Annotated in this window: 14 protein-coding genes; 7 read left to right on the forward strand and 7 right to left on the reverse strand. The window is 39.1% G+C overall.

Annotated features, from left to right (window positions below):
- Positions 1-141 precede the first annotated feature (141 nt).
- From GJ691_RS14305 to rhaD, 4 genes are all read right to left on the reverse strand, one after another.
- Positions 142-4326, reverse strand: coding sequence for a hybrid sensor histidine kinase/response regulator transcription factor (locus GJ691_RS14305; protein ID WP_154368066.1), 4185 nt, complete (start codon positions 4324-4326; stop codon positions 142-144).
- Between the two features lie 193 nt (positions 4327-4519).
- Positions 4520-5830 (reverse strand): FGGY family carbohydrate kinase, encoded by a 1311-nt coding sequence (locus tag GJ691_RS19870; protein WP_154368068.1) that lies wholly within the window; start codon positions 5828-5830, stop codon positions 4520-4522.
- Between the two features lie 150 nt (positions 5831-5980).
- A complete protein-coding gene (locus GJ691_RS14315) occupies positions 5981-7768 on the reverse strand; it encodes an L-fucose isomerase (protein ID WP_154368070.1) in 1788 nt (595 codons plus the stop codon).
- Between the two features lie 22 nt (positions 7769-7790).
- On the reverse strand, positions 7791-8585 hold the full coding sequence (rhaD, locus tag GJ691_RS14320; RefSeq protein ID WP_154368072.1) for a rhamnulose-1-phosphate aldolase: 795 nt from the start codon (positions 8583-8585) through the stop codon (positions 7791-7793).
- Between the two features lie 100 nt (positions 8586-8685).
- On the opposite strand from rhaD, the gene GJ691_RS14325 reads away from it, so the two are divergent.
- The 7 genes from GJ691_RS14325 to GJ691_RS14355 all read left to right on the forward strand — a co-directional run bounded on the left by GJ691_RS14325 (position 8686) and on the right by GJ691_RS14355 (position 15806).
- Entirely contained in the window at positions 8686-9585 is a 900-nt protein-coding gene (locus tag GJ691_RS14325; RefSeq protein WP_154368074.1) for a helix-turn-helix domain-containing protein, read from the forward strand.
- A 317-nt stretch (positions 9586-9902) separates the two neighbouring features.
- Entirely contained in the window at positions 9903-11342 is a 1440-nt protein-coding gene (gene aldA, locus GJ691_RS14330; protein ID WP_154368076.1) for an aldehyde dehydrogenase, read from the forward strand.
- Positions 11343-11462: 120 nt separating this feature from the next.
- Positions 11463-12761, forward strand: coding sequence for an L-fucose:H+ symporter permease (gene fucP, locus GJ691_RS14335; RefSeq protein ID WP_154368080.1), 1299 nt, complete (start codon positions 11463-11465; stop codon positions 12759-12761).
- A 16-nt stretch (positions 12762-12777) separates the two neighbouring features.
- Positions 12778-13113 (forward strand): L-rhamnose mutarotase, encoded by a 336-nt coding sequence (locus GJ691_RS14340; RefSeq protein WP_154368082.1) that lies wholly within the window; start codon positions 12778-12780, stop codon positions 13111-13113.
- A 7-nt stretch (positions 13114-13120) separates the two neighbouring features.
- Positions 13121-13858, forward strand: a complete 738-nt coding sequence (locus GJ691_RS14345) for a (Fe-S)-binding protein (RefSeq protein WP_154368084.1) — start codon at positions 13121-13123, stop codon at positions 13856-13858.
- Positions 13859-13860: 2 nt separating this feature from the next.
- On the forward strand, positions 13861-15225 hold the full coding sequence (locus GJ691_RS14350; RefSeq protein WP_154368087.1) for a lactate utilization protein B: 1365 nt from the start codon (positions 13861-13863) through the stop codon (positions 15223-15225).
- Positions 15225-15806, forward strand: coding sequence for a LutC/YkgG family protein (locus GJ691_RS14355; protein WP_154368089.1), 582 nt, complete (start codon positions 15225-15227; stop codon positions 15804-15806). Before GJ691_RS14350 ends, GJ691_RS14355 begins: the two co-directional genes overlap by 1 nt.
- 115 nt (positions 15807-15921) lie before the next feature.
- On the opposite strand, the gene GJ691_RS14360 is transcribed toward GJ691_RS14355, so the two are convergent.
- The 3 genes from GJ691_RS14360 to GJ691_RS14370 form a co-directional block, all read right to left on the reverse strand.
- Complete coding sequence (locus tag GJ691_RS14360) at positions 15922-17571, reverse strand: hypothetical protein (protein ID WP_218944456.1); 1650 nt, start codon at positions 17569-17571, stop codon at positions 15922-15924.
- Positions 17572-17644: 73 nt separating this feature from the next.
- Complete coding sequence (locus GJ691_RS14365) at positions 17645-18547, reverse strand: family 43 glycosylhydrolase (RefSeq protein WP_154368091.1); 903 nt, start codon at positions 18545-18547, stop codon at positions 17645-17647.
- 38 nt (positions 18548-18585) lie between these two features.
- Positions 18586-20916 carry a family 20 glycosylhydrolase gene (locus tag GJ691_RS14370; RefSeq protein WP_154368093.1) on the reverse strand — a complete coding sequence of 777 codons (2331 nt, stop codon included), beginning with the start codon at positions 20914-20916 and terminating at the stop codon, positions 18586-18588.
- Positions 20917-20952 lie beyond the last annotated feature (36 nt).

The following is a 20952-nucleotide window of genomic DNA, read 5'->3' on the forward strand; positions in this document are numbered from 1 at the left end:
ATAAAATATACCCGTGAATCTTACCAAATGAAGCTTCATTGGCCTAGTTATACATTACTTTACCAAAGGAATAGGTATTACCTGTAGCTATTTGAATTCCGCATCGGAAAACCCTTCTAAATCAAGGGATTTGTACTTCGCTTAGTCCGCTTTGATGGTACCTTTCTTTTCCTCGATGAATTCTGTTGGTGTAACCCCGAACAGTTCTCGAAATGTCTTACTGAAATATGCGGTAGAATTAAAACCTGACATATGGGTAACCTCTTTGATTGAATACGAGTTTTTGAGAAGTAATTCGGAAGCATAACGCAAACGTATGGTACGAATAAAATGACTTGGATTTTTACCGGTCAAGGAGTTTATTTTTCTATAGAACTGTGATCTTCCTACCCCTATTTCCTTGATAATATCTTCTTGCCTAAAATCTGCATTATCGATATTATCCATTACGACTTTTGTAGCCTTGTCCAAAAATGCCTCATCTATATTATTCGATGTTACCTCACTTGAAGGGAATATTCCACCGATTTCAGAAAACCTTTTTCTAAGTCTTTTTTTAGCTTCGATCAAATTTTTAATTCTCGACCTTAAAACCCGTGTTACAAAAGGTTTGGATAAATAACCATCTGCTCCATTGTCGTAACCCTCAATACGGTCAACTTCAAGACTTCTTGCGGTCAACATGATTATGGGTATATGGCAGGTTTCAAAATCCGTTTTGATCATTTTGCACATTTCAAATCCATCCATAACGGGCATCATGACATCACTTATCACCAAATCGGGAAAATGTTTTTTAACCATTGCCAGGCCTTCTTCCCCATTTTTAGCCTGTAATACCTTGTATTTATCCTCCAAATCATTCTTGAGGTGCAATCTAAGCTCCTTGTTATCCTCAACAAGTAAAATTGTTGGTTTATCTACCTCACTAACTTCTTGTTCAACGGACTGGGCAATAACTTCATCGTCGGCGATATACATATCATATTCAACCGACTTCATTGAATTGATCAAAAATTCATTTTTTATATTCTCCACTTCAACCGGCGCAGCGTCACTGTTCATCGGTAGCCTTACGATGAATTTACTACCTAGATCGGGCTGGCTCTCAACAAAAATTTCGCCCCCATGCAACTCGACCAAAGCTTTGGTGAAGTTAAGCCCGATCCCCGTTCCAGATTTTGTAACATCAATATGGTAAAATCTGGAAAAGATATTTTTCAATTGTTCTTTGTTCAAACCTACCCCGGAATCTTTTACAACGATTTCTACAAAATCACCTAATTTGTTCTTTTTCATTAGACTACGTGGTGAAGTGTCACCACCTTCCATGAGCTTTTCTATTGAGACCGAAATCTCCCCTCCGGAGTTGGTAAACTTAAGCGCATTCGATATTAGATTGGTAATTATTTTCTCCACCTTATCAAAATCGAAAAGCATGGGAATTTTATCGGATGGTGCTATAAACCTATAATCGATATCCTTTTTTGTGGCCAGACCAACGAACAAGGAATAGATATCCTCACTAAATTGCACTATGTCACCCTTCTCTAGCTGCAATGGAGCCATACCGACATCCATTTTCCTATAATCCAACAATTGGTTTACCAAGTGCAGTAACCTACGGGCACTTCTTTGAATGGATATCGCCGATTTTTTAACGATTTCAGGATTAGTATCAAGGTTTGATAATATTTTATCGACCGGGTTCAATATAAGTGTTAAAGGTGTTCGGAATTCATGGGATACGTTTATGAAAAACTGGAGTTTCATTTGATCCAGTTCGTGTTGTTGTGTTTCTTGTACCTTTAATGCATAATACCTCATAATACCCCAAATGACAAAAAGACCAAAAGCCAAATAAAGCGCATAGGCCCACCAAGTTTTCCAAGGTGGTGAAAGAATCCGGAACTGAACACTGGCAACCTCAGCTTGCTCCCAATTACCATCTACAGAGGCTTTGACCTCAAGGGTATAATCCCCTGGTTGTAAATTTGAATGGTTAACGACCCTGTTATTGCCCATATCCACGAATTCATTATCCAGTCCTTGCATTTTATAGGCATAATGCACTTGTTCCGGATTATCATAATAAAGGGCCACGAATTCAAAAGAAATATAATTCTCGTTATACTTTAACCTTAGTTTCTCTCCAGAATCCAACGGCTCTTTTATCAATACCCTGCCATTAACAGAGTCGCCTTGCACCACCCTTTTGTTATTGAGTTTAAAGCTGGTTATCTGCGGATGTAGCTTTACCTCTGTTGGAAATTTTATATCGTCTGGATCAAAAATATTGAATCCATTGATCCCACCGACTATTATACGGCCATCACTTGTTTTTTCAATAGATTTACTTTGATATTCAGGACCTTGAAGACCATCATGGATATTAAAATTATTCAATTGCCCGGTTTTGGGGTTCAAAAGAGTAAGTCCACTTTTCGTTGTTATCCAAAAATTATAATTATCATCTTCTATTAATCCCACGACAAGATTGTTCGGAAGTCCATCCTTGGAAGAATACGATTTTACCAAATTCAATTCAGGATCCAATTTATAGACTCCGGTATCGGTACCCAGCCAAATATTTCCCAAATGATCTTCTATGATATCGTTTATCAGGTTGTCCTCAATACCTTTTTCCTTTATCTCGGAAAAGACAATGTCTTCAGGTATTTTATCTTCATATAGGTTTAGGTCAATATAATTCAGACCTAATGAAGTACCTACCAATAATCGATTTTTAGAATCTATAAACAGGAAAAACACGAAATTACTGGCCAGACCATCCGCTTCTCCCGTTATGTTCTTATAATTATGGAATTTCCTACTAACGGGATCATATAGACTTAATCCCTCCGTTCGTAATCCCAACCAAAGTCTGTTGTTCTTGTCTTCTACCCCGGACCAAACCGAATTTTGCCCAAGGGAATAGGGATCTGAAGGGCGATGAAGAAAGCGTTTTACTTGGTGTGTAATGGGATCGAACTTATTTAAACCACCATCCAAGGTACAGACCCAGATGTTCCCATCTTCGGACTCGAAAGTATATAAAATCTTATTTGAACTTATGCTGTTCGCTTTAAAAGGATCGTGGCTGAAATGCTCAAACGAATTTTTTTCCTCATCCAAAAGGTTCAACCCTCCGTTATAGGCACTGATCCATATTTGCCCATGGGAATCTTGCAAAACCGATTGAACCGTCTTCTCATTAAGACCATCCGGAGTATCGGGTTGATAATAATAATGTCCGAACGCATTCTGCGATAAGTCTAATTTACTCACCCCTTTATCGTAACTCCCTATCCAAAAAATACCGTCGCTACCTTTATATATTTCAGAAGGTTTATTGTTGGGTAAAGAAAATGGATCTGAAAAATTATTCACAAAATTCTGTTCCACTTTCACCAAATCCTTATTCAATAAAAATAGCCCATAACCATCGGTTGATGCCCAAATGACCCCATTCCCATCTAGATAAAAATCCCTCACCGGTACATGGTCCTCAGTAAACGATTTGTGTATGAAACTATTATCCTTTCTGTTCCAAAGAATCATGTTAGAGAGGTCGTTCCCGATCCAAAAATCATTATCGGCATCTATAAATATGTTTTTGGGAATGTGGTTCAGCTCATAGGTTCCATCATTCTTTATAAGAATTCTTTCAAAATTATCATGAATGGGATCGTAGCGGTTTAAATGTGCTCCATTGGTACCTACCCATATCACGTTCCCTTTGTCTTTTAGGATAACGTTGACCACATTATTATCCAAGGAATTTATGTTGGATGCATCATTGATGTAATAGGAAAATTTAAGGGTATCAACATCACCTTCGAAGTCTTTCAGCAGGATCTTAATGACCCCGTTGTTCGTGGCTACCCATAAGGCATCACTTTTCGTATCGTACATGAGGCCATTAATGAATTTCCTTGGGTTGTTGGCCAAAGACAACTGTTTGTAAAGATCTATACGTATAAAACTATTCTTCTCTTTATTAAAAAGATTGAGCCCATTATTGGTTCCCACCCATAAATTGCCCTTGACATCCTCGGCTATGGCATTGATCCTGTTGTTACTTATTGAGGTGGAATCATTAAGAATGGCTTTATATACCTCGAATTCGTACCCATTGTATTTATTAAGTCCGTCTATGGTCCCAAACCATAGGAAGCCTTCAGAATCCTGGAAAATGGTTAAACAAGTACTGCTCGAAAGACCATCGACCGTATCTAAATTTTCAAATTTGAAGTTGTTGAATTGCCCATGACATAGAAAGTTCGCCAAAAAAAAGAAGACAACTATATAAAATCTCACGCCCATTTATCGTTTGGTTATTGATTTATCAGAATAATCAGTTTTATACTATTATGATCAAAACCCTTAAAACCTTAAAATAGCAAAAATTGACTTAAGAAATTGTAGGAAGCATAATAAAATTCAATTCTCCCCCTTAATTTCGAAATGAAACGACTATTCTTTGGTTTATTGCCATGATATATGTGGTTTCAACTATCTATAAATATTGTTTCATTAATAAGGCGGCACCAAGTGCACTGGCATTTCTTACGTTAGGAAATTTAATCTTTTGTTCAGGTAACATTTGGGAAAGACACTCAACGAAAATATCGTTTTTGTTAAAACCACCAGTAATATAAATACTTCTAAGATTACTGTCCGAATCCAAAATGAGCTGTATACCTTCAAATACTAAATAGCTTATTTCATAAACCAGTTGATGGTATGCCTTTTCAAAACTATCATAGCGCTTCAGTTGACCTAAATCGGCCATATAATCTTCTGGGACCTTATTTGGAAAAAATACCTGCCTACCCTCCCTTATGATGTCTTCACATAGTTTTTTGTTCAACCCGACATTCAGAAAGTAATTTTCAGGAAGATCATAATAATCGCAAAATGCCTTGGTATTTAGTTCATGTACATGTCCTAAAAATTGCATTGATGATTTTACTTGTTTCTTCAATGGGGTCATAAAACACAAGCAATTGTTCTTTAACTGATGTGCGGTCAAGGTTTCTTTACTGAACGGGTTCATCGCAATGATCCACGTTCCTGTCGAAAGTAAAACAAAATCATCATCCCCATTGCTTTCCAATATCGGAATCAAAGACGATGAACTATCATGTAAACCAGAGCCTATCGCAATAGGTTCTCCATTGACCTCTGCTTTTATGGCCACTTTACCATTACAAGGTTCAGGTAACGAAATACCTTCATCTTTCAACCATTTGTGGTATTGCATATGGTCAAAATCCCATATGGCCGTATGGGCCCCTATAGAGGTATAATCCGCTGTAATTTCTTTGGTGAACAGGTAGCTTAAATACTGGGGGTAATGCAAAATGTATTTCACATTCTTCCAAACATCGGGCTTTTTATTCTTTAGCCATATCATCTGCATACCAGCGTTCAACATACCATAAGCAGGTGAGGCCGTTTGTCTGGAAAATTCCCCAACACCTCCATTTGTATCATAAATAAAGGAATAATCGGCCAACTCCAAAGGTTTTAAATAATTATATAAGGGCGTTAACCTTTCACCCTTTTCATTTAAATAAACCAACGAAGCCCCATGTGTAGAGAAGTTAATGGCCTTGATCTTATAGTTCCCTTCTGATTGAATCCTTCTTATTTCGCTTAAAATCCATTCTTCAATAGCATCCAGGTCATCGCAAGGAAAACCGTCATCGTCCTTAACCTCATTAAATTGCCTGTAGTTTTGGGAAACCACATTAAAGGAATCATCGAATAAAAATATTTTTTTATTCGTTTTACCTATATCTACGACCGCTATTACCTTTTTCACGTTTTTAATACTTATTGATGAAAAGCCCCCCTTTAACCACTTTTGTGACCAAAGGGGAAAGCTTTGTCATCGCTTATAGAATAATCCCGGTACTTAAAAACTAATTCAAACTAACAACTCAACAACGTACCTAGATTATCCCAAAACTTTTCATTCTTTAAAACCATATAATGGCCCGTAATTCTCGCAAGCCCTATAATCTGCCCCTTCAAGGTTTTCACCGAAAGCAGACCATGCACTAGGCCTAAAAACATCATTTTCATCTACATTGTGCATATTTACGGGTATTCTCAACATAGCTGCCAATGAAATTAAATCGGCCCCTATATGCCCATGGGAAATGGCACCATGGTTTGCACCCCATTTGGCCATTACAGTATATACATCTTTGAAGAAGCCTTTTCCCGTAGTTCTTGGAACGAACCAAGTCGTAGGCCATGTAGGGTCAGTTCTTTCATTTAAAACGGTATGGATATCCTCAGGTAATTCCACACTCCATCCTTCAACCAATTGTAAAACCGGTCCGATTCCTTTTATTAGGTTAACGCGACACATGGTCAACGGCATGGTGCCCTTGGTCAAAAACTGGGATGAAAACCCACCTCCCCTAAAATATTCGGTAGTAGCGGGTGGCCATTCGGTATTATCCAAACATCTTTGAACATCATCTTCCGTAATATCCCAAAAAGCTTTCATGGTCGGGTTGCCTTCAGCATCCAATTGTTGGGCCGTAGCATCCAAGGTTGTGGAGCCAGAGTTAATCAAATGAATAATACCATTTTCAGCAAGACCCGTTAATTTTTTCCCTGTTACACGTTCAACAGATTCCGGACTCCAATAAGTACGTACATCGGAGAACAACTGTGCTTTATTCGTCAATAAATGACCGAACAACATGGATATTGCGTTTAGACAATCGTTTTCCGTTGCGAATACATAGGCCTGACGAATACCGTTCCAGTCAAAAGATGAGTTTAAAATAGACTCGGTAAAATCGGCATTGGGCTGGTAATCCGTCCATTGTCGTTGTCCTTGAAAACCGCCCATAATGGCGTTTCGTCCTTTGGATTCTTCACCGAACCCCATCTCTTTCAACTTGGGGTTGCCGTTCATTAAATCTTTACAGATCAAAGTCATTTTCACGACTTTCTCCCACTCTTCATCTTTTTGTTCACGCGATTTCTGACTTTCAGGACTATTTCTATCTTCGCCTTCTTTACAATTTTCTTTGGTCCAAGCAAGTGCTTTTGCATACTCTTCCTGATCGAAAATATTATTTTCCATACGTCGCAAAAGCTCAACAGATTCAACGAACTCTGCTCGAACCCCGAGGTAATCCTGTAAAAAATTCACATCGACCATAGAACCCGCAATTCCCATAGAACTATAACCAATGGACAAATACGATTTCCCTTTCATTTGGGCAACCGCTAAAGCTCCCTTCACGAAACGAATGATTTTTTCCGAAACATCTTGGGGAATGGTTTTATCGCCACCGTCTTGAACTTCTTTTCCATATATTCCGAAGGCCGGCAAGCCTTTTTGGGAATATCCTGCCAATGCAGCTGCCAAATAAACAGCCCCCGGTCTTTCGGTACCATTGAAGCCCCAAACCGCTTTCGGTATTAAGGGGTCGGTATCCATAACTTCGGTACCATAGCACCAACATGGTGTTACGGTCAATGATACCTCTACTCCTTCCCTTTTGAATTTGTCCGCACAAGCTGCTGCATCTGCAACACCACCGATAGTAGTATCCGCAATAACACATTCTATTTTTTCCCCACTGGGAAAACGCAATGTATCCTGTATTAATTTTGCGGCCGCTTTGGCCATATCCATACATTGAACCTCTAAAGATTCCCTAACTCCTAATTCACGTCCGTCAATTACAGGACGAATCCCTACTTTTGGCAATCTGCCTATTAGTCTACTCATATTCGGATAAGTTTTATGTTTTTTAGGTGAATTGTTCCAATTCAACCAATTGTTCGTTCGATAGTCCTGCTGGTTTAAAACCGGCCGCCCAACACATCATCAACAATTTTGCCCCTTTGTTGGCCACATCCAATAAATCCCAAGCTTTCATGACATCGGGAGCAGTAGCCGTAGCGCCATGCTTTTCCCAAAGTGATATATTCCTTGTTTTAAAAGCTTCTATGGTCACTTTTGCCAATGCCGCTGTGCTAGACAATGCATAAGGGGTACAGTGAATGCCTTTGGGAACGAATACTTTTACCTCAGGACACATCATCCAGATTTGCCTATTCAACTCTTCCTCATCATTGAACAACTCGTGGTGGCTCATACAAATCAATTCCAAAGGATGCGTATGCACTACCGCTAAGTTTTCCGGATGGTGCTGTGAATTGAACAGATGAATACTAGCATGTGAAATCAATTCGCAAGTAGGTCCAAAATTATCCTGTTTTCCACCCCATATTATCGAATAAGCCGTTGCATCTTCATTGATATAAAGAATACAGGACACTTCATCAAGTTTATCGACCAAATCGCGTAGATAACATCCGGTACCCGTTATGTAAATAACAAACTCCGCTGCTTCTTTCGGAAAATCGAATGCCACTTCGGTACCGATACCCTGAACTTCTTCTTTCGTAAAAAAAGAGGTCAGATTCATAGATATATTACCGGCATTACGTTCTGCCCATTCGCGCTGCCATAAATAGCCGGCTACTTCTGACACTTTACTTAATTCTGCTTTTACCTGTTTTGGGAGATTCAAGGTTTTCATAATATATATTTAAACTATACACGAACAAAAATACCTTGACACTATCCTTCTTGAAATATGTAAAACACGTATTTTTGTATCTAATTTAAACATTGGCCAAATGAAACTCGTTAGGGACATTAAATTAGGGGATCCATCGCCCAACAAGCAAAATTTCATCGGTCTTAAGTTGAATCTGTTATGCTGCAGATATTGGTTGTTGGATTTATGGGACTGCCATGATATGGTGTTTCCTTTTTGGAGACTCTATTGGAACAAAAATGAGGGTGGTGAATTAATTCACCAAAATAAGGTGTACACCATGACACCCAACTATATCTATATTATTCCCCCATTTACATCATTCTCATCCCGGTTTACCAAAAACCATATGTACAATGAAGGAATACATGTTTCCGGAAAACACCTTACGACCAATTACAATGAGAAGGATTATGTGGACAAACATTTGTTTCACTTCTTTGTCCATTTTAACCTAGGGGTGCCTTTCGACAACGTATACCCAGGTGTTTTTAAGATAGAATTAACCGATTATCTTAGAGATAGACTATTGTATTTGACTGAAAGGTTGAAAGTTGAAAATTCTGATTTCAAACTGACCTTTAATATGAAATTGCAGGCTTTTATCAAGGAATCCTTAACCAATATCGGGCCTGAATTATGGAAAGCCATTAACATAGATGAACGGGTTTTAAAGGTTATTCGGTACATCGAAATCAATATTGATAAAAAATTGAGCAACCCCAAAATAGCTGAAATAGCAAATATGGCCCCAAACTCCTTCGCCCGATTATTTAAGGAAGAAATGAACATAACCATCCAAAATTTCATCCAGAACAGAAAAATCGCCAAAGCCTGCGATTTATTTGAGCAAACAAACGACTCTATCGAAGAAGTTTCTTTTAAACTAGGCTTTTCAGACAGATATCATTTCTCAAGGGTATTCAAGACGGTAATAGGCCTAACACCGGCCACTTATAGATCGGGAAGGTATACCTAACCCTGGTCTTTTTTACCTTTTCTTTGATTTTAAATTTGTCCGGAACATCCCATCCTAAAGTCAAATAAAAAGATTTTTTGAGACGAAAGACCATGAAATGAAATCGGCTTAAATCAAGCTCTTTTCAATATCAATGTTTAAATTATTCATATTATTGATTAATATAGATAAACACTCCCTTTATGTGATAAATTAAATTTGTTAAGACTTTTATTATCAAATATTTCAATATCCTCTATTTTATTGAAAATAACTATATCCAGAGATATTTGACAGATCTTTCCTAGAACCTGGTCATTAATTTTAAAACTTAACAAATGAAAGAATTCAAACAATTTATAAACGGAAAATTCGTAAAATCAACTTCAACAGAAACCATAGAGATATTAAATCCGTGTACTGAAGAGGTATTGTCCCTTATGCCCGTGGGTTCGGTAGCAGATGCTAACGAAGCTCTTGATGCAGCTCAGGGCGCACAACACAATTGGAAGTCCCTTACGGCCGTAGAAAGGGCCGGTTATTTACATAAAATGGCAGATGTCATTAGAGAAAACAGAGTGTCCTTGGCCAAAACATTGGCGTCGGAGCAAGCCAAGGTAATTGGCTTGGCACAAGTAGAAATTGACGTTACCGCAGATTACTTTGATTATAATGCGGGTTGGGCCAGAAGAATTGAAGGCGAGATCATTCAAAGCGACCGTAAAAAAGAACACATATTTCTTCATAAAGCACCCATTGGTGTCGCGGTTGGCATATTACCATGGAACTTCCCGTTTTTTGTTATGGCCCGTAAAATTGCCCCTTCATTGGTAACGGGCAATACATGTATAATAAACCCTAGCTCGGTAGCACCGAATACGGTTATGGAATTTGCCGAATTAATAAAAAATATCGGAGTTCCTGCCGGAGTATTGAACTTTGTCTGCGGTAAAGGCAGTATTGTCGGTAATGCCCTTTCAAAAAGCCCGATAACGGGTATTATCAGTTTAACCGGTAGTGTTGGTGCAGGTCAAAAGGTTATGGAAGCCGCGTCAGAAAACATTACTAAGGTTTCTTTGGAATTAGGGGGTAAAGCTCCCGCAATTGTTTGTGCAGATGCTGATTTGGATTTAGCCGTAAACGCTGTTGTTTCCTCCAGGGTCATATTCAGCGGACAAGTATGTAACTGTGCCGAACGGGCTTACGTTGAGGATAGTATCTATGATGAATTCATGGAAAAAGTAACTAAAAAAATGGCCGAACTTAAGGTCGAGGACGCTTTTGCCACGAATGATCCCGATATGAGCAGTATGGTTTCCAAGGATCAAATTGAAAAGGTCGCAGAAATGGTGGAATTTGCTAAAAAAGAAGGCGCGGAAGTTGTGGTCGGAGGCACTCGGTCAGATAAATTCGACAAAGGTTATTTCTATCAACCAACGTTACTTGCCAATGTTAAGCAAGACATGCAAATTATTCAAGAAGAAGTTTTCGGACCGGTATTACCTGTAATGAAATTCACTACCTTAGATGAGGCAATAGCTTTATCAAATGATTGTGAATACGGCCTAACGTCTTCGATATTTTCTGAGAATTTCAATAAGGTTATGCATGCCTGCGAACAATTGGAATTCGGGGAAACCTACGTAAACCGTGAACATTTTGAAGCAATTCAAGGTTTTCATGCTGGATGGAAAAAATCGGGTCTAGGCGGTGCTGATGGCAAACATGGAATGGAAGAATACCTACAGACCAAAGTCATATACGCACAATATAGATAAAAAGCATACCACCAAGCTAAGAAACAAAAAGCACTTGTTAAATTAGAGACCCCCCAATCTACTTTAAAGACAGTGCTTTTTGTCTTTTTGTTTTAGACCTAAATTTAAACCAATTTTAGAATGACCGATACCAATAAAATCCCTGTAGTATCCAAAGAGGTACTTTTGCCTTTTATCATCATTACCTCATTATTTGCTTTATGGGGATTTGCCAATGATATTACCAACCCTATGGTCGCTGCTTTTGGGACCGTGATGGAAATTTCGACCGCAAAAGCCGCATTGGTGCAGTTCGCCTTCTACGGAGGTTACGCTACAATGGCAATACCAGCTGCCCTATTTGTTCGGAAATACAGCTATAAAAAAGGAATAATATTGGGACTAATACTCTATGCAACAGGAGCTTTGTTATTTTATCCTGCCGCCAAATTCGAGGTTTTCGGATACTTTTTGGTTTCCTTATATATCTTAACCTTCGGATTGGCCTTTTTAGAGACTACCGCAAACCCTTTTATCCTTTCAATGGGAGATGAGCGGACAGCAACAAGAAGATTGAACCTTGCACAGGCCTTTAATCCAATTGGATCTCTTTTCGGCATGTTCGTAGCTTCGAAATTTATTTTGACCGCATTGGATTCCGACAAAAGAAACGCAGCAGGTGAATTGATTTTCAATACCTTGGATTCTGTTGAAAAAGCTGCCATACGAACCCATGATTTGGCGATCATTAGAGACCCATACGTTATCCTAGGTTTTGTGGTTATTGGCATGTTGGTCATTATTTCTATTACCAAAATGCCAAAAAGAGCCCATAAAGAAAACCAAACAAGTGCCATTTCCTCTTTTAAAAGGTTATTTAAAAACGGTAAATACAAAGAAGGGGTCATAGCCCAATTGTTCTATGTGGCCGCTCAAATCATGTGTTGGACGTTCATCATCCAATATGCAGGAAATCTGGGTATTCCAAAAGCTGAAGCCCAAAACTACAATATCGTTGCCATGAGTATATTTCTAATGAGCCGTTTCATAAGCACGTTTCTTATGAAATATGTGAACTCAAGAAAATTACTCATGATATTTGCCCTATGCGCCATGTGTACCATTACCGGTGTTATATTGATAGAAGGCATCCTGGGCTTGTATCTTTTAGTCGCCACTTCGGCTTTTATGTCTTTGATGTTCCCTACGATTTATGGTATTGCACTCAATGGCCTAAAGGAAGAAGATACGGCCTTAGGTGCCGCAGGGCTGGTAATGGCAATCGTAGGTGGTGCATTAATGCCCATTCTACAGGGAACTCTTATAGACATGGGAACCATAGGACCGTTTTCGGGTGTTAATTTTTCGTTCATACTACCCTTTTTGTGTTTTGCCTTTATTGCAATTTATGGGTATAGAACTTTCAAGGTGCATGATTAATCGCTAATTATCCAATATGAAAAAATATTGTTTGGCTTTAGATTTAAAAGATGACCCTGTATTGATCGATCAATACAAGGCACATCATAAAAAAGTTTGGCCAGAGATCACACAGAGTATTATTGATTCAGGAATCGAAAATGCTGAAATCTATTGTGTCGGTAATCGACTGTTCATGATTTTGGAAGTAAACGATTCATTCTCATTTGAACAAAAGGAACAAATGGACAATGCCAATAGAAAGGTTCAGGAGTGGGAAGAGCTCATGTGGAAATATCAGCAAAAAATGCCTTGGGCCAAAGAAAATGAAAAATGGGTATTAATGGATAAGATTTACGAATTAAAAGATTGAAAATCAAATGAGAGTAGGCCTGTTCATACCATGTTATATTAACCAATTGTACCCTCAGGTGGGTATAGCCACGCTGGAAGTACTGGAAAAATTAGGAGTGGATGTTTATTATCCTTCCGGTCAAACCTGCTGTGGACAACCATTGGGCAATTCGGGTTACGAGGAAGATGCAAAAGGGGCCTGTCAGGTGTTCGTTGAAAATTTCAAGGAATACGATTATATCGTTGGCCCGTCCGGAAGTTGTATCTATCACGTTAAAAAACATTTCGATATCATAGAACAAACCCCAGATGTCATCAATGTAAGAAATAATGCTTTTGAACTATGTGAGTTTATCGTTAAGATATTGGGGATAACCGATTTAGGTGCCTCATTCCCATACAAAGTGGGTTTACATAAGAGCTGTCACGGTTTAAGGGGGCTTCACTTGGGATCTTGTTCCGAAAGAATGGACGCCCATTATTCAACAGAAGAAGATTTATTGGCCCATGTTCAGGGGCTCGAGTTAATGTCACTGACCCGAAAAGATGAATGTTGTGGTTTCGGAGGAACCTTTGCGGTTTTCGAAGAGGCTATATCAGTAAAAATGGGAAAAGACCGCATTCAAGATCATTTGAACAATGATGTAGAAGTTATCACCGGTGCCGATCATTCCTGTTTAATGCATTTAGAAGGATTGATCAATAGAAACAAGCAACCAATAAGGGTAATGCATATTGCTGAAATTTTAAATAGCAGTATTTAATTATGAACCACGCACAAAAGGCCGAAATATTCAATAAGAACGAAGCTAAAGTAAATTGGCACGACAAAGCTTTGTGGTATGTTAGGGAAAAAAGGGACAATGCCGCACATGGTGTCAAAGGCTGGGAACAGTTAAGGGATTTGGCATCCGGAGTCAAAGCCCATGTCCTATCTAACCTAGACGAACTTTTAATTGAATTTGAAACGAACGCACAAAAAAACGGTATTACCGTACATTGGGCGTCAAATGCCGAAGAACATAATAAGATCATCAATAAGATTCTGACCGAAAAGAATGCAAAAAAGGTGGTTAAGAGCAAGTCAATGCTTACTGAGGAATGCCATTTAAATCCGTATTTGGAATCGAAAGGCTTTGAAGTTGTTGATACTGATTTGGGGGAATATATTGTGCAAATAGCAAAAGAAACACCAAGTCACATCGTTCTACCGGCCATTCACAAAACCAAAGAGGAAGTCGACACCTTGTTCCAAGAACATCTGGGCACAAAACCTAGTGATGGAAATCCGGAATACTTGACCAATGAAGCCCGAAAACACCTACGTACAAAATTCTTAACGGCCGATGTCGCCATTACAGGTGTCAATTTTGCCATAGCCGAAACAGGAGGTTTTGTGGTATGTACCAATGAAGGCAATGCTGATATGGGAGCCCATTTGGCAAAAACCCATATAGCATGTATGGGTATTGAAAAGCTTATACCAAAAGAAGCACATCTAGGTATATTTTTGCGTTTATTGGCCAGAAGTGCCACAGGACAGCCCATTACGACCTATTCTTCCCATTTCAACAAACCTACCGAAGGTTCCGAAATGCACATCGTAATTGTGGATAATGGCAGAACGGAACAATTGAGCCGTGAAGATTTCCGATCTTCATTACATTGTATACGTTGTGGGGCCTGTATGAACACCTGCCCTATTTACAGGCGTAGTGGCGGCCATAGTTATGATGCTACCATCCCCGGTCCCATTGGGTCTATATTATCCCCAGGGAAAGATTTGACCAAACATAGCTCTTTGCCTTTTGCATCAACTTTATGTGGATCATGTTCCAATGTTTGTCCCGTAAAAATCAATATACATGAACAACTGTACAAATGGAGACAGATAATCACTAAAGACGTAGAACAACCTGTTGTCAAGAAAACGATTTTAAAGATGACCGGCAAGGTTTTTTCAAAACCCAAGTTTTATGGTCTCGCTGGTCGGTCTGTTCGGTTTATGCTCAAATATGCCCCTAGGTTTTTGGTTTATTCCAAATTGAATGCTTGGGGTAAGGCACGTGAACTCCCCCAAATAAAAAATGGGAATTTTGATCAATGGTATAAAGAAAAAAGAAGTAAATAATGGGCAGGGAAGAAATATTAAATTCGGTACGAAAAAACAAACCGGAATTGTTGCCATTACCAGAGATCAATGCTGATCTCTTTAATGAGGATATAGACCTTCTTAGCGGTTTTAAGGAAAAAGTGCCCCTTGTAGGGGGCACGATCAAGCAATTGACCTCTCCAAAGGATATTGATAATGAGATAACGATGATGTACCCTAATGCCACGAACATTGTAAATCGTACACAAGTGTCGTCTTTAGGAACGGTTTCCATTTCAGATAAAACACAACCCAAGGATTTGGAGGATGTTGATTTGGCAATACTTCGCGGTACGTTCGGTGTAGCGGAAAACGGAGCCATTTGGATATCGGAAGAACAGTTTTACATTCGGGCCTTACCTTTTATAACCAATGATCTGTTGATTATTTTGGATAAAAAAGACATTTGCCAAAATTTACATGAGGCCTATGAGCTTATTTCCAAAAGAAAACGCACTTTCGGTTTATTCATTTCCGGACCGTCAAAGACAGCCGACATAGAACAATGTTTGGTTATTGGTGCCCAAGGAGCGTTAAGTTTAACCGTCTTGTTAATTTAGGAGATAAATTATCATTTCACAGAAAGAAACCCCCAACGTTTTATTATAAAATTAGAACCCAATTACTTTATGTAGTGTTTAGGAACAAATAGGTTGTTTTTATAATATCGGCACATTAATTTCCTCTTAATTTATCTACTATAGCGTTCGCGTTTTTGGCAATATGTCTATCATAATCCTGGGTATATAGCGTGGCTATGGTACTATATTCCTCGGCAAGCTTATTATAGTTTTTCCAAGCCTTATCATACGCTTTGATCCACTTTTTAACTTCTTTACCATTGGCTTCGGCATGTTGCATATAAACAAGGGTTCTATAAATGGTGTACAATCTTAATCCGTACTCAGCCGATCCAATGGCATGGTTTTTCGTAGCCTCATTTTCCCAATCAATCGATTTGGCCAGCTTAACTATTTCTTTCCATTTGGCTACAGATTCGTCTTTTTGCGCCAAGTTCCTTTTTTGTTGTAATTCCCCTTTTATTACCATTGGCCAGGCAATGCCTTGATCTCTTGTCCACCAAGGGTTCATGTCCCTGAACGTACTGTTCCTCCCCCTTACTACTGCTTCGGCAGAAAGCAAGGCCAATTTCCTGAATTTAGAGATATCATCACCCTTAAGGTGTAACCGTTCCGTCGCATATCTATTAAAAATAAATTCCTCACTTTTATCGGTATGTAAGGCCCATTGTGCCATTACCCAAGAATTCAAATCGCACCACATTTCATCTTTGATGTAAGGACCATTCCATCCGCCACCCCTAGACCATGTCCAGATACCGGCATATAATCCAGGTTTTGTTTCAACAAACTCCTTAATACTATTGATTTGCCCTTCGGGCATTCTTGCATGCTCTTCAAAACCTTCAATAACCCCATTGGCGATATAGTTGGGGTAGGCCCCTTTTCCTTCGTATTCGCGAGCGGATTGTACTTCTATGATTTGGGGATGGCGCCCTTGACCGATTACCTTACTGAACGCATTGGATCTATGAAAATCACCTTCACAGTGCTTAACACTGATAATCAAATTTTTATGGGGGGCTATGGCATCACTTACTTTTAGGTAATCTTCCAAATTCACATCGAACGCACCCCAAGTCCTAAAGATCAACTGCTTGTTCCTTTTTTCACAAATTTCTTCCTTAAGGATCTGCATTAAGGGAATGATCGTTTTTTCTGGGCTTTTTTTATTATCTATAGCGCCTAAATGATAGGGGGCATCATGCAAATACGTTTCACCGATACGCACTACCAAGCCGTCCAGATCCGGAAATTGATCGAACATTTCATTAATTTGCGCTCGTATCAACTTTTCGGTCAAAGGATCATTCGGGTTCCCAAAGGTTTCCTCGATACCGTATTTTGCTATTAATCGCTTCGGAAACAAAACCAAATCGGACATTGCAAAAATCTTCATATCCTGCGCTTTACAGGCCTTATGCATTTGCTTTATCTGTTTCGCCTTTGCATCTACCCATTTCCTATCTTCCGAACCTTTGGGTAAAATATCTAGATCTACCGATTCCCAATCAATGGCCAAGGCAGGGGATTCGAAAAGGAAATATACTTTCCCATTATAACTCATTTCCTTGATTACTTTTGGGTCGTTATAAATGGACTGATATGGGGCCTCTCCCGGGTTATGGTGTACCATATCCAAGACTAAAGGGGCTGAAATGGTATTCGTATCCTGACCCATTACTTTAGTACCAAAAACAGCTAAGAACACTAAAACCGATATTCCTATTTTTTTAATTTTCATATTTAATAATTTTAACAACTTATTTTCATTTCAGGTATAAAAGCATCATATCCCAACTTACGCATTTTCAACATCATTCTATTTCCAAGGTGTATTCAATTGGGACTATAGTCCCATCTTCTCGAAATGACATTTTTTCAAAACATGCAGATCTACGATGAAATGAACCTTCATTTACATCCCCACGATGGTAAAACAAATACCAGTCGCCTTTAAATTCTATCGCTGAAGTATGATTCGGTGCTTTCGGGGCATCTGGAGCTAATTCACCTTTTAATGTAGCATATTTTGGTAATGGCGTTTCTGCCATCCAATACTTCGTAACAGGGCCAACCCTAGCGCTAAAATAATATATCCCGTTTCTTTTAAAAACATGCACTGCTTCACTCACTGTTTCTTCAGAAAGTCGAATCCAATCACCATCTAATTCAATCATATTATCTTTAAGCTTAGCTCCCATTATATGAGCCCCTGGATCTCCTATATTGACTTTATGATCATTGCCATAAATGTAAGCTTGCCCATCATCATCAACAAAAACGGTAGGGTCAAATATGGTTGTTATTTCCTTTGTAACAGCTTCTTCCCAAGGGCCAACCGGCGTTCGACTCTTTGCCACACCAATATGTGTTTTATCATATGGAAAGTAAAAATAATACCAACCCTCCCAGTAGGCCACATCCGGTGCATTCATTTGTCCATGAGCCCAGACATATTCCCGTGGTTTTAGTACCACACCGTGATTTTTCCAAGTTTTCATATCAGAAGACTCCAATATCGCATAATCTTGCATCGTACTAAATGAAACAGCACCCTCTACATCCCTGGAACAATACACATAAACTTTACCATTATAGACTTCGGCGGCTGGATCTGCTGCATAGATAAACCCAGCATCTTCCTTGTTTAAAATCGGATTTTGGGCGTTTAAAGCACATATTACTACTAAAAACAATGGGAGAATCATCGATTTCATTGACTAACTATTATATATTTTGTTCATTTCGATAATTTCTAATGTCCTGTAACTTCTGAATTAATGGACTGTAGTTCTTCCCCCTGTAAACCATACCATGCATTTATTACCCTTGGGTTATCACTAGGCCTGTATTTAATAACTATGGGGTACCAACCCGATTTCAAGGCAACCTTTCCATACCGTTTTCTTGGACCGTGCCATCCACTATTGTCCACGACCAAAGTATCCCCGATATATAAATGATCACCACCATCCGATCGGGTTTCAAACTCATAAATACCATTCTCCTCGGCATGGAAATACCCGGAAAATACCATATTGAACCTTTTCCCTTCCTTATAGTCGGCCAAATCGATACTATCTACCTTTTGCCAAGCCTGACCCTTATTTAATTCTAAATCAGCAACTTTCTTGTATTTCCCTTTAAGGATGAATCTTTTCAATCCCTTTTCTGTTGGCGTTACCCCGACAGGATCCAAATACGATTTTTGGATCACTTTCGTTTTCTTGATGTCGTTATAAATATCCCCTTTATAGGCCCTTGCTTTGATTTCCACGGTATCGGTTACCACGAATGGCCCAGAATATCGCAATGACCCTTTTGAGGGTACAGACCCGTCAGTGGTATAATAAATCTCTACGCCTTCCAACGGATAGGCAAGATCCAACTTAACCTTTGTACTGTCTACCATGGCCAATTCCTTATCCAATCCCTTTACGATAGGGATGTAATAATAAACCCCCATTTCTTCCAATCTAGGGTATTGTTTTTCCACTCTAGTGTTAAATGCCATAAAGTCCTTGCTCTTCTTCGGAGCCCAAGCATTTTCCGCCACTGCGATCATTCTGGGAAAAGCTTGGTATTGCAACCTCTTAAAACTAGGTATCCATTCGGACCAAAGGTTGGCCTGTATACCTAGGACATTAGCTTCCTCCTTTTCTGTAAAACTTTTTGGGACGGGTTCATAGTTATAGATCTTTTCCAATGGATTCCCTTCGTTCAAATAATCGAAATAATAGGCATCGGTTGTAGTGATTATAACATCATTACCTTGCTCTGCTGCTTTCTTAGGCGCTTCCGGGCGCCACCCTCTCCACCACATCACTGTAGCGTCTTTTGTTAAACCACCTTCCACGATTTCGTCCCAACCCAATAATTTCTTCCCTTTGGAATGCAGAAATCGTTCTATATCCCTATTAAAAAAAGATTGTAGTTCATGCTCGTCTTTCAATCCATTATCTGCAATAACTTTTTGACAGTGTGGGCATACTTCCCATGATTTGATGTTGACCTCATCCCCTCCTATATGAATGTATTCCGTAGGAAATAATTCTACAACCTCACTCAAAACGTTCTTCATGAATTCGTAAGTAGTTTCTTTTCCCAAACAAGTTGGATAAGTAAATACGGTATCCCATCCGGATTCTTCATTACATGATAAAAACGGATAATTATCTATGGCCGATTTAAAGTGTCCAGGCATATCAACCTCTGGAATTACGGTAATACACCTATCATCTGCGTAAGAAATAATTTCCTTTATTTGTTCTTGGGTGAAAAATCCGCCATACTTGCGTTCACCATCCACTTCCTTGAATTTTGCCGGATCAATGGTGTACAGATCGTTTTCCACTGCCCTGGTATTGCAAATCGTATCCTGATTATTGGGAATTCTCCACGCCCCTTTTTCGGTCAATAGTGGATACTTTTTTATCTCCATACGCCAACCTTGATCATCGGTAAGGTGCATATGGTAGGTGTTCATTTTATAAAGCGCCAAATAATCCAAGAATTGCTTCACTTCATCCACATCAAAGAAATGGCGGCTTAAATCGTTATGCATACCGCGCCATTCAAACCTAGGTTCGTCCTGTATGTCGACACTGGGAACATACCAATCCGTATCAACTACCCTATTTTGCTCAATTTCCTTTGGCAAGAGTTGCCTTATGGTTTGTACCGCATTGAAAAAACCCGATGCTTCTGTCGCTTCAATGGTGATTTTGTCCGGATTCACATGTAAACCATATCCGCCTTTTTTAAAACCTTCCTTGGTAAAGAAAACGATTCCTTTTTCCAGGTTTCCCGAACTTTTTTCCAGTGTAAAACCAGCTGCTTTCCCCAAAAGTCCGTTGAGAAAACCTACGGCCTTATCCGAAATACCGTCCGATTGTGCCAATGGTGTTTTCACACTTATTTCAAAGGAACCCTCACCTAAGGTAAAATTCAATGGCTTGGGAATAATGGCAATGTCATCTTCCGTATAACCCGGGTTTGGGGTGTTACAGGAAATTATAAGGATCGTTACCCATAGGGGAAGTAACCTTTGCGCCATTCTTACTGTTGAAGTGATTGATTTTTTCATTTGCTCTAGTTATCGCTGTATATTAAGTTTTAAGTT

The organism is Maribacter luteus, assembly GCF_009674825.1.
Taxonomy (GTDB): Bacteria; Bacteroidota; Bacteroidia; order Flavobacteriales; family Flavobacteriaceae; genus Maribacter_A; species Maribacter_A luteus.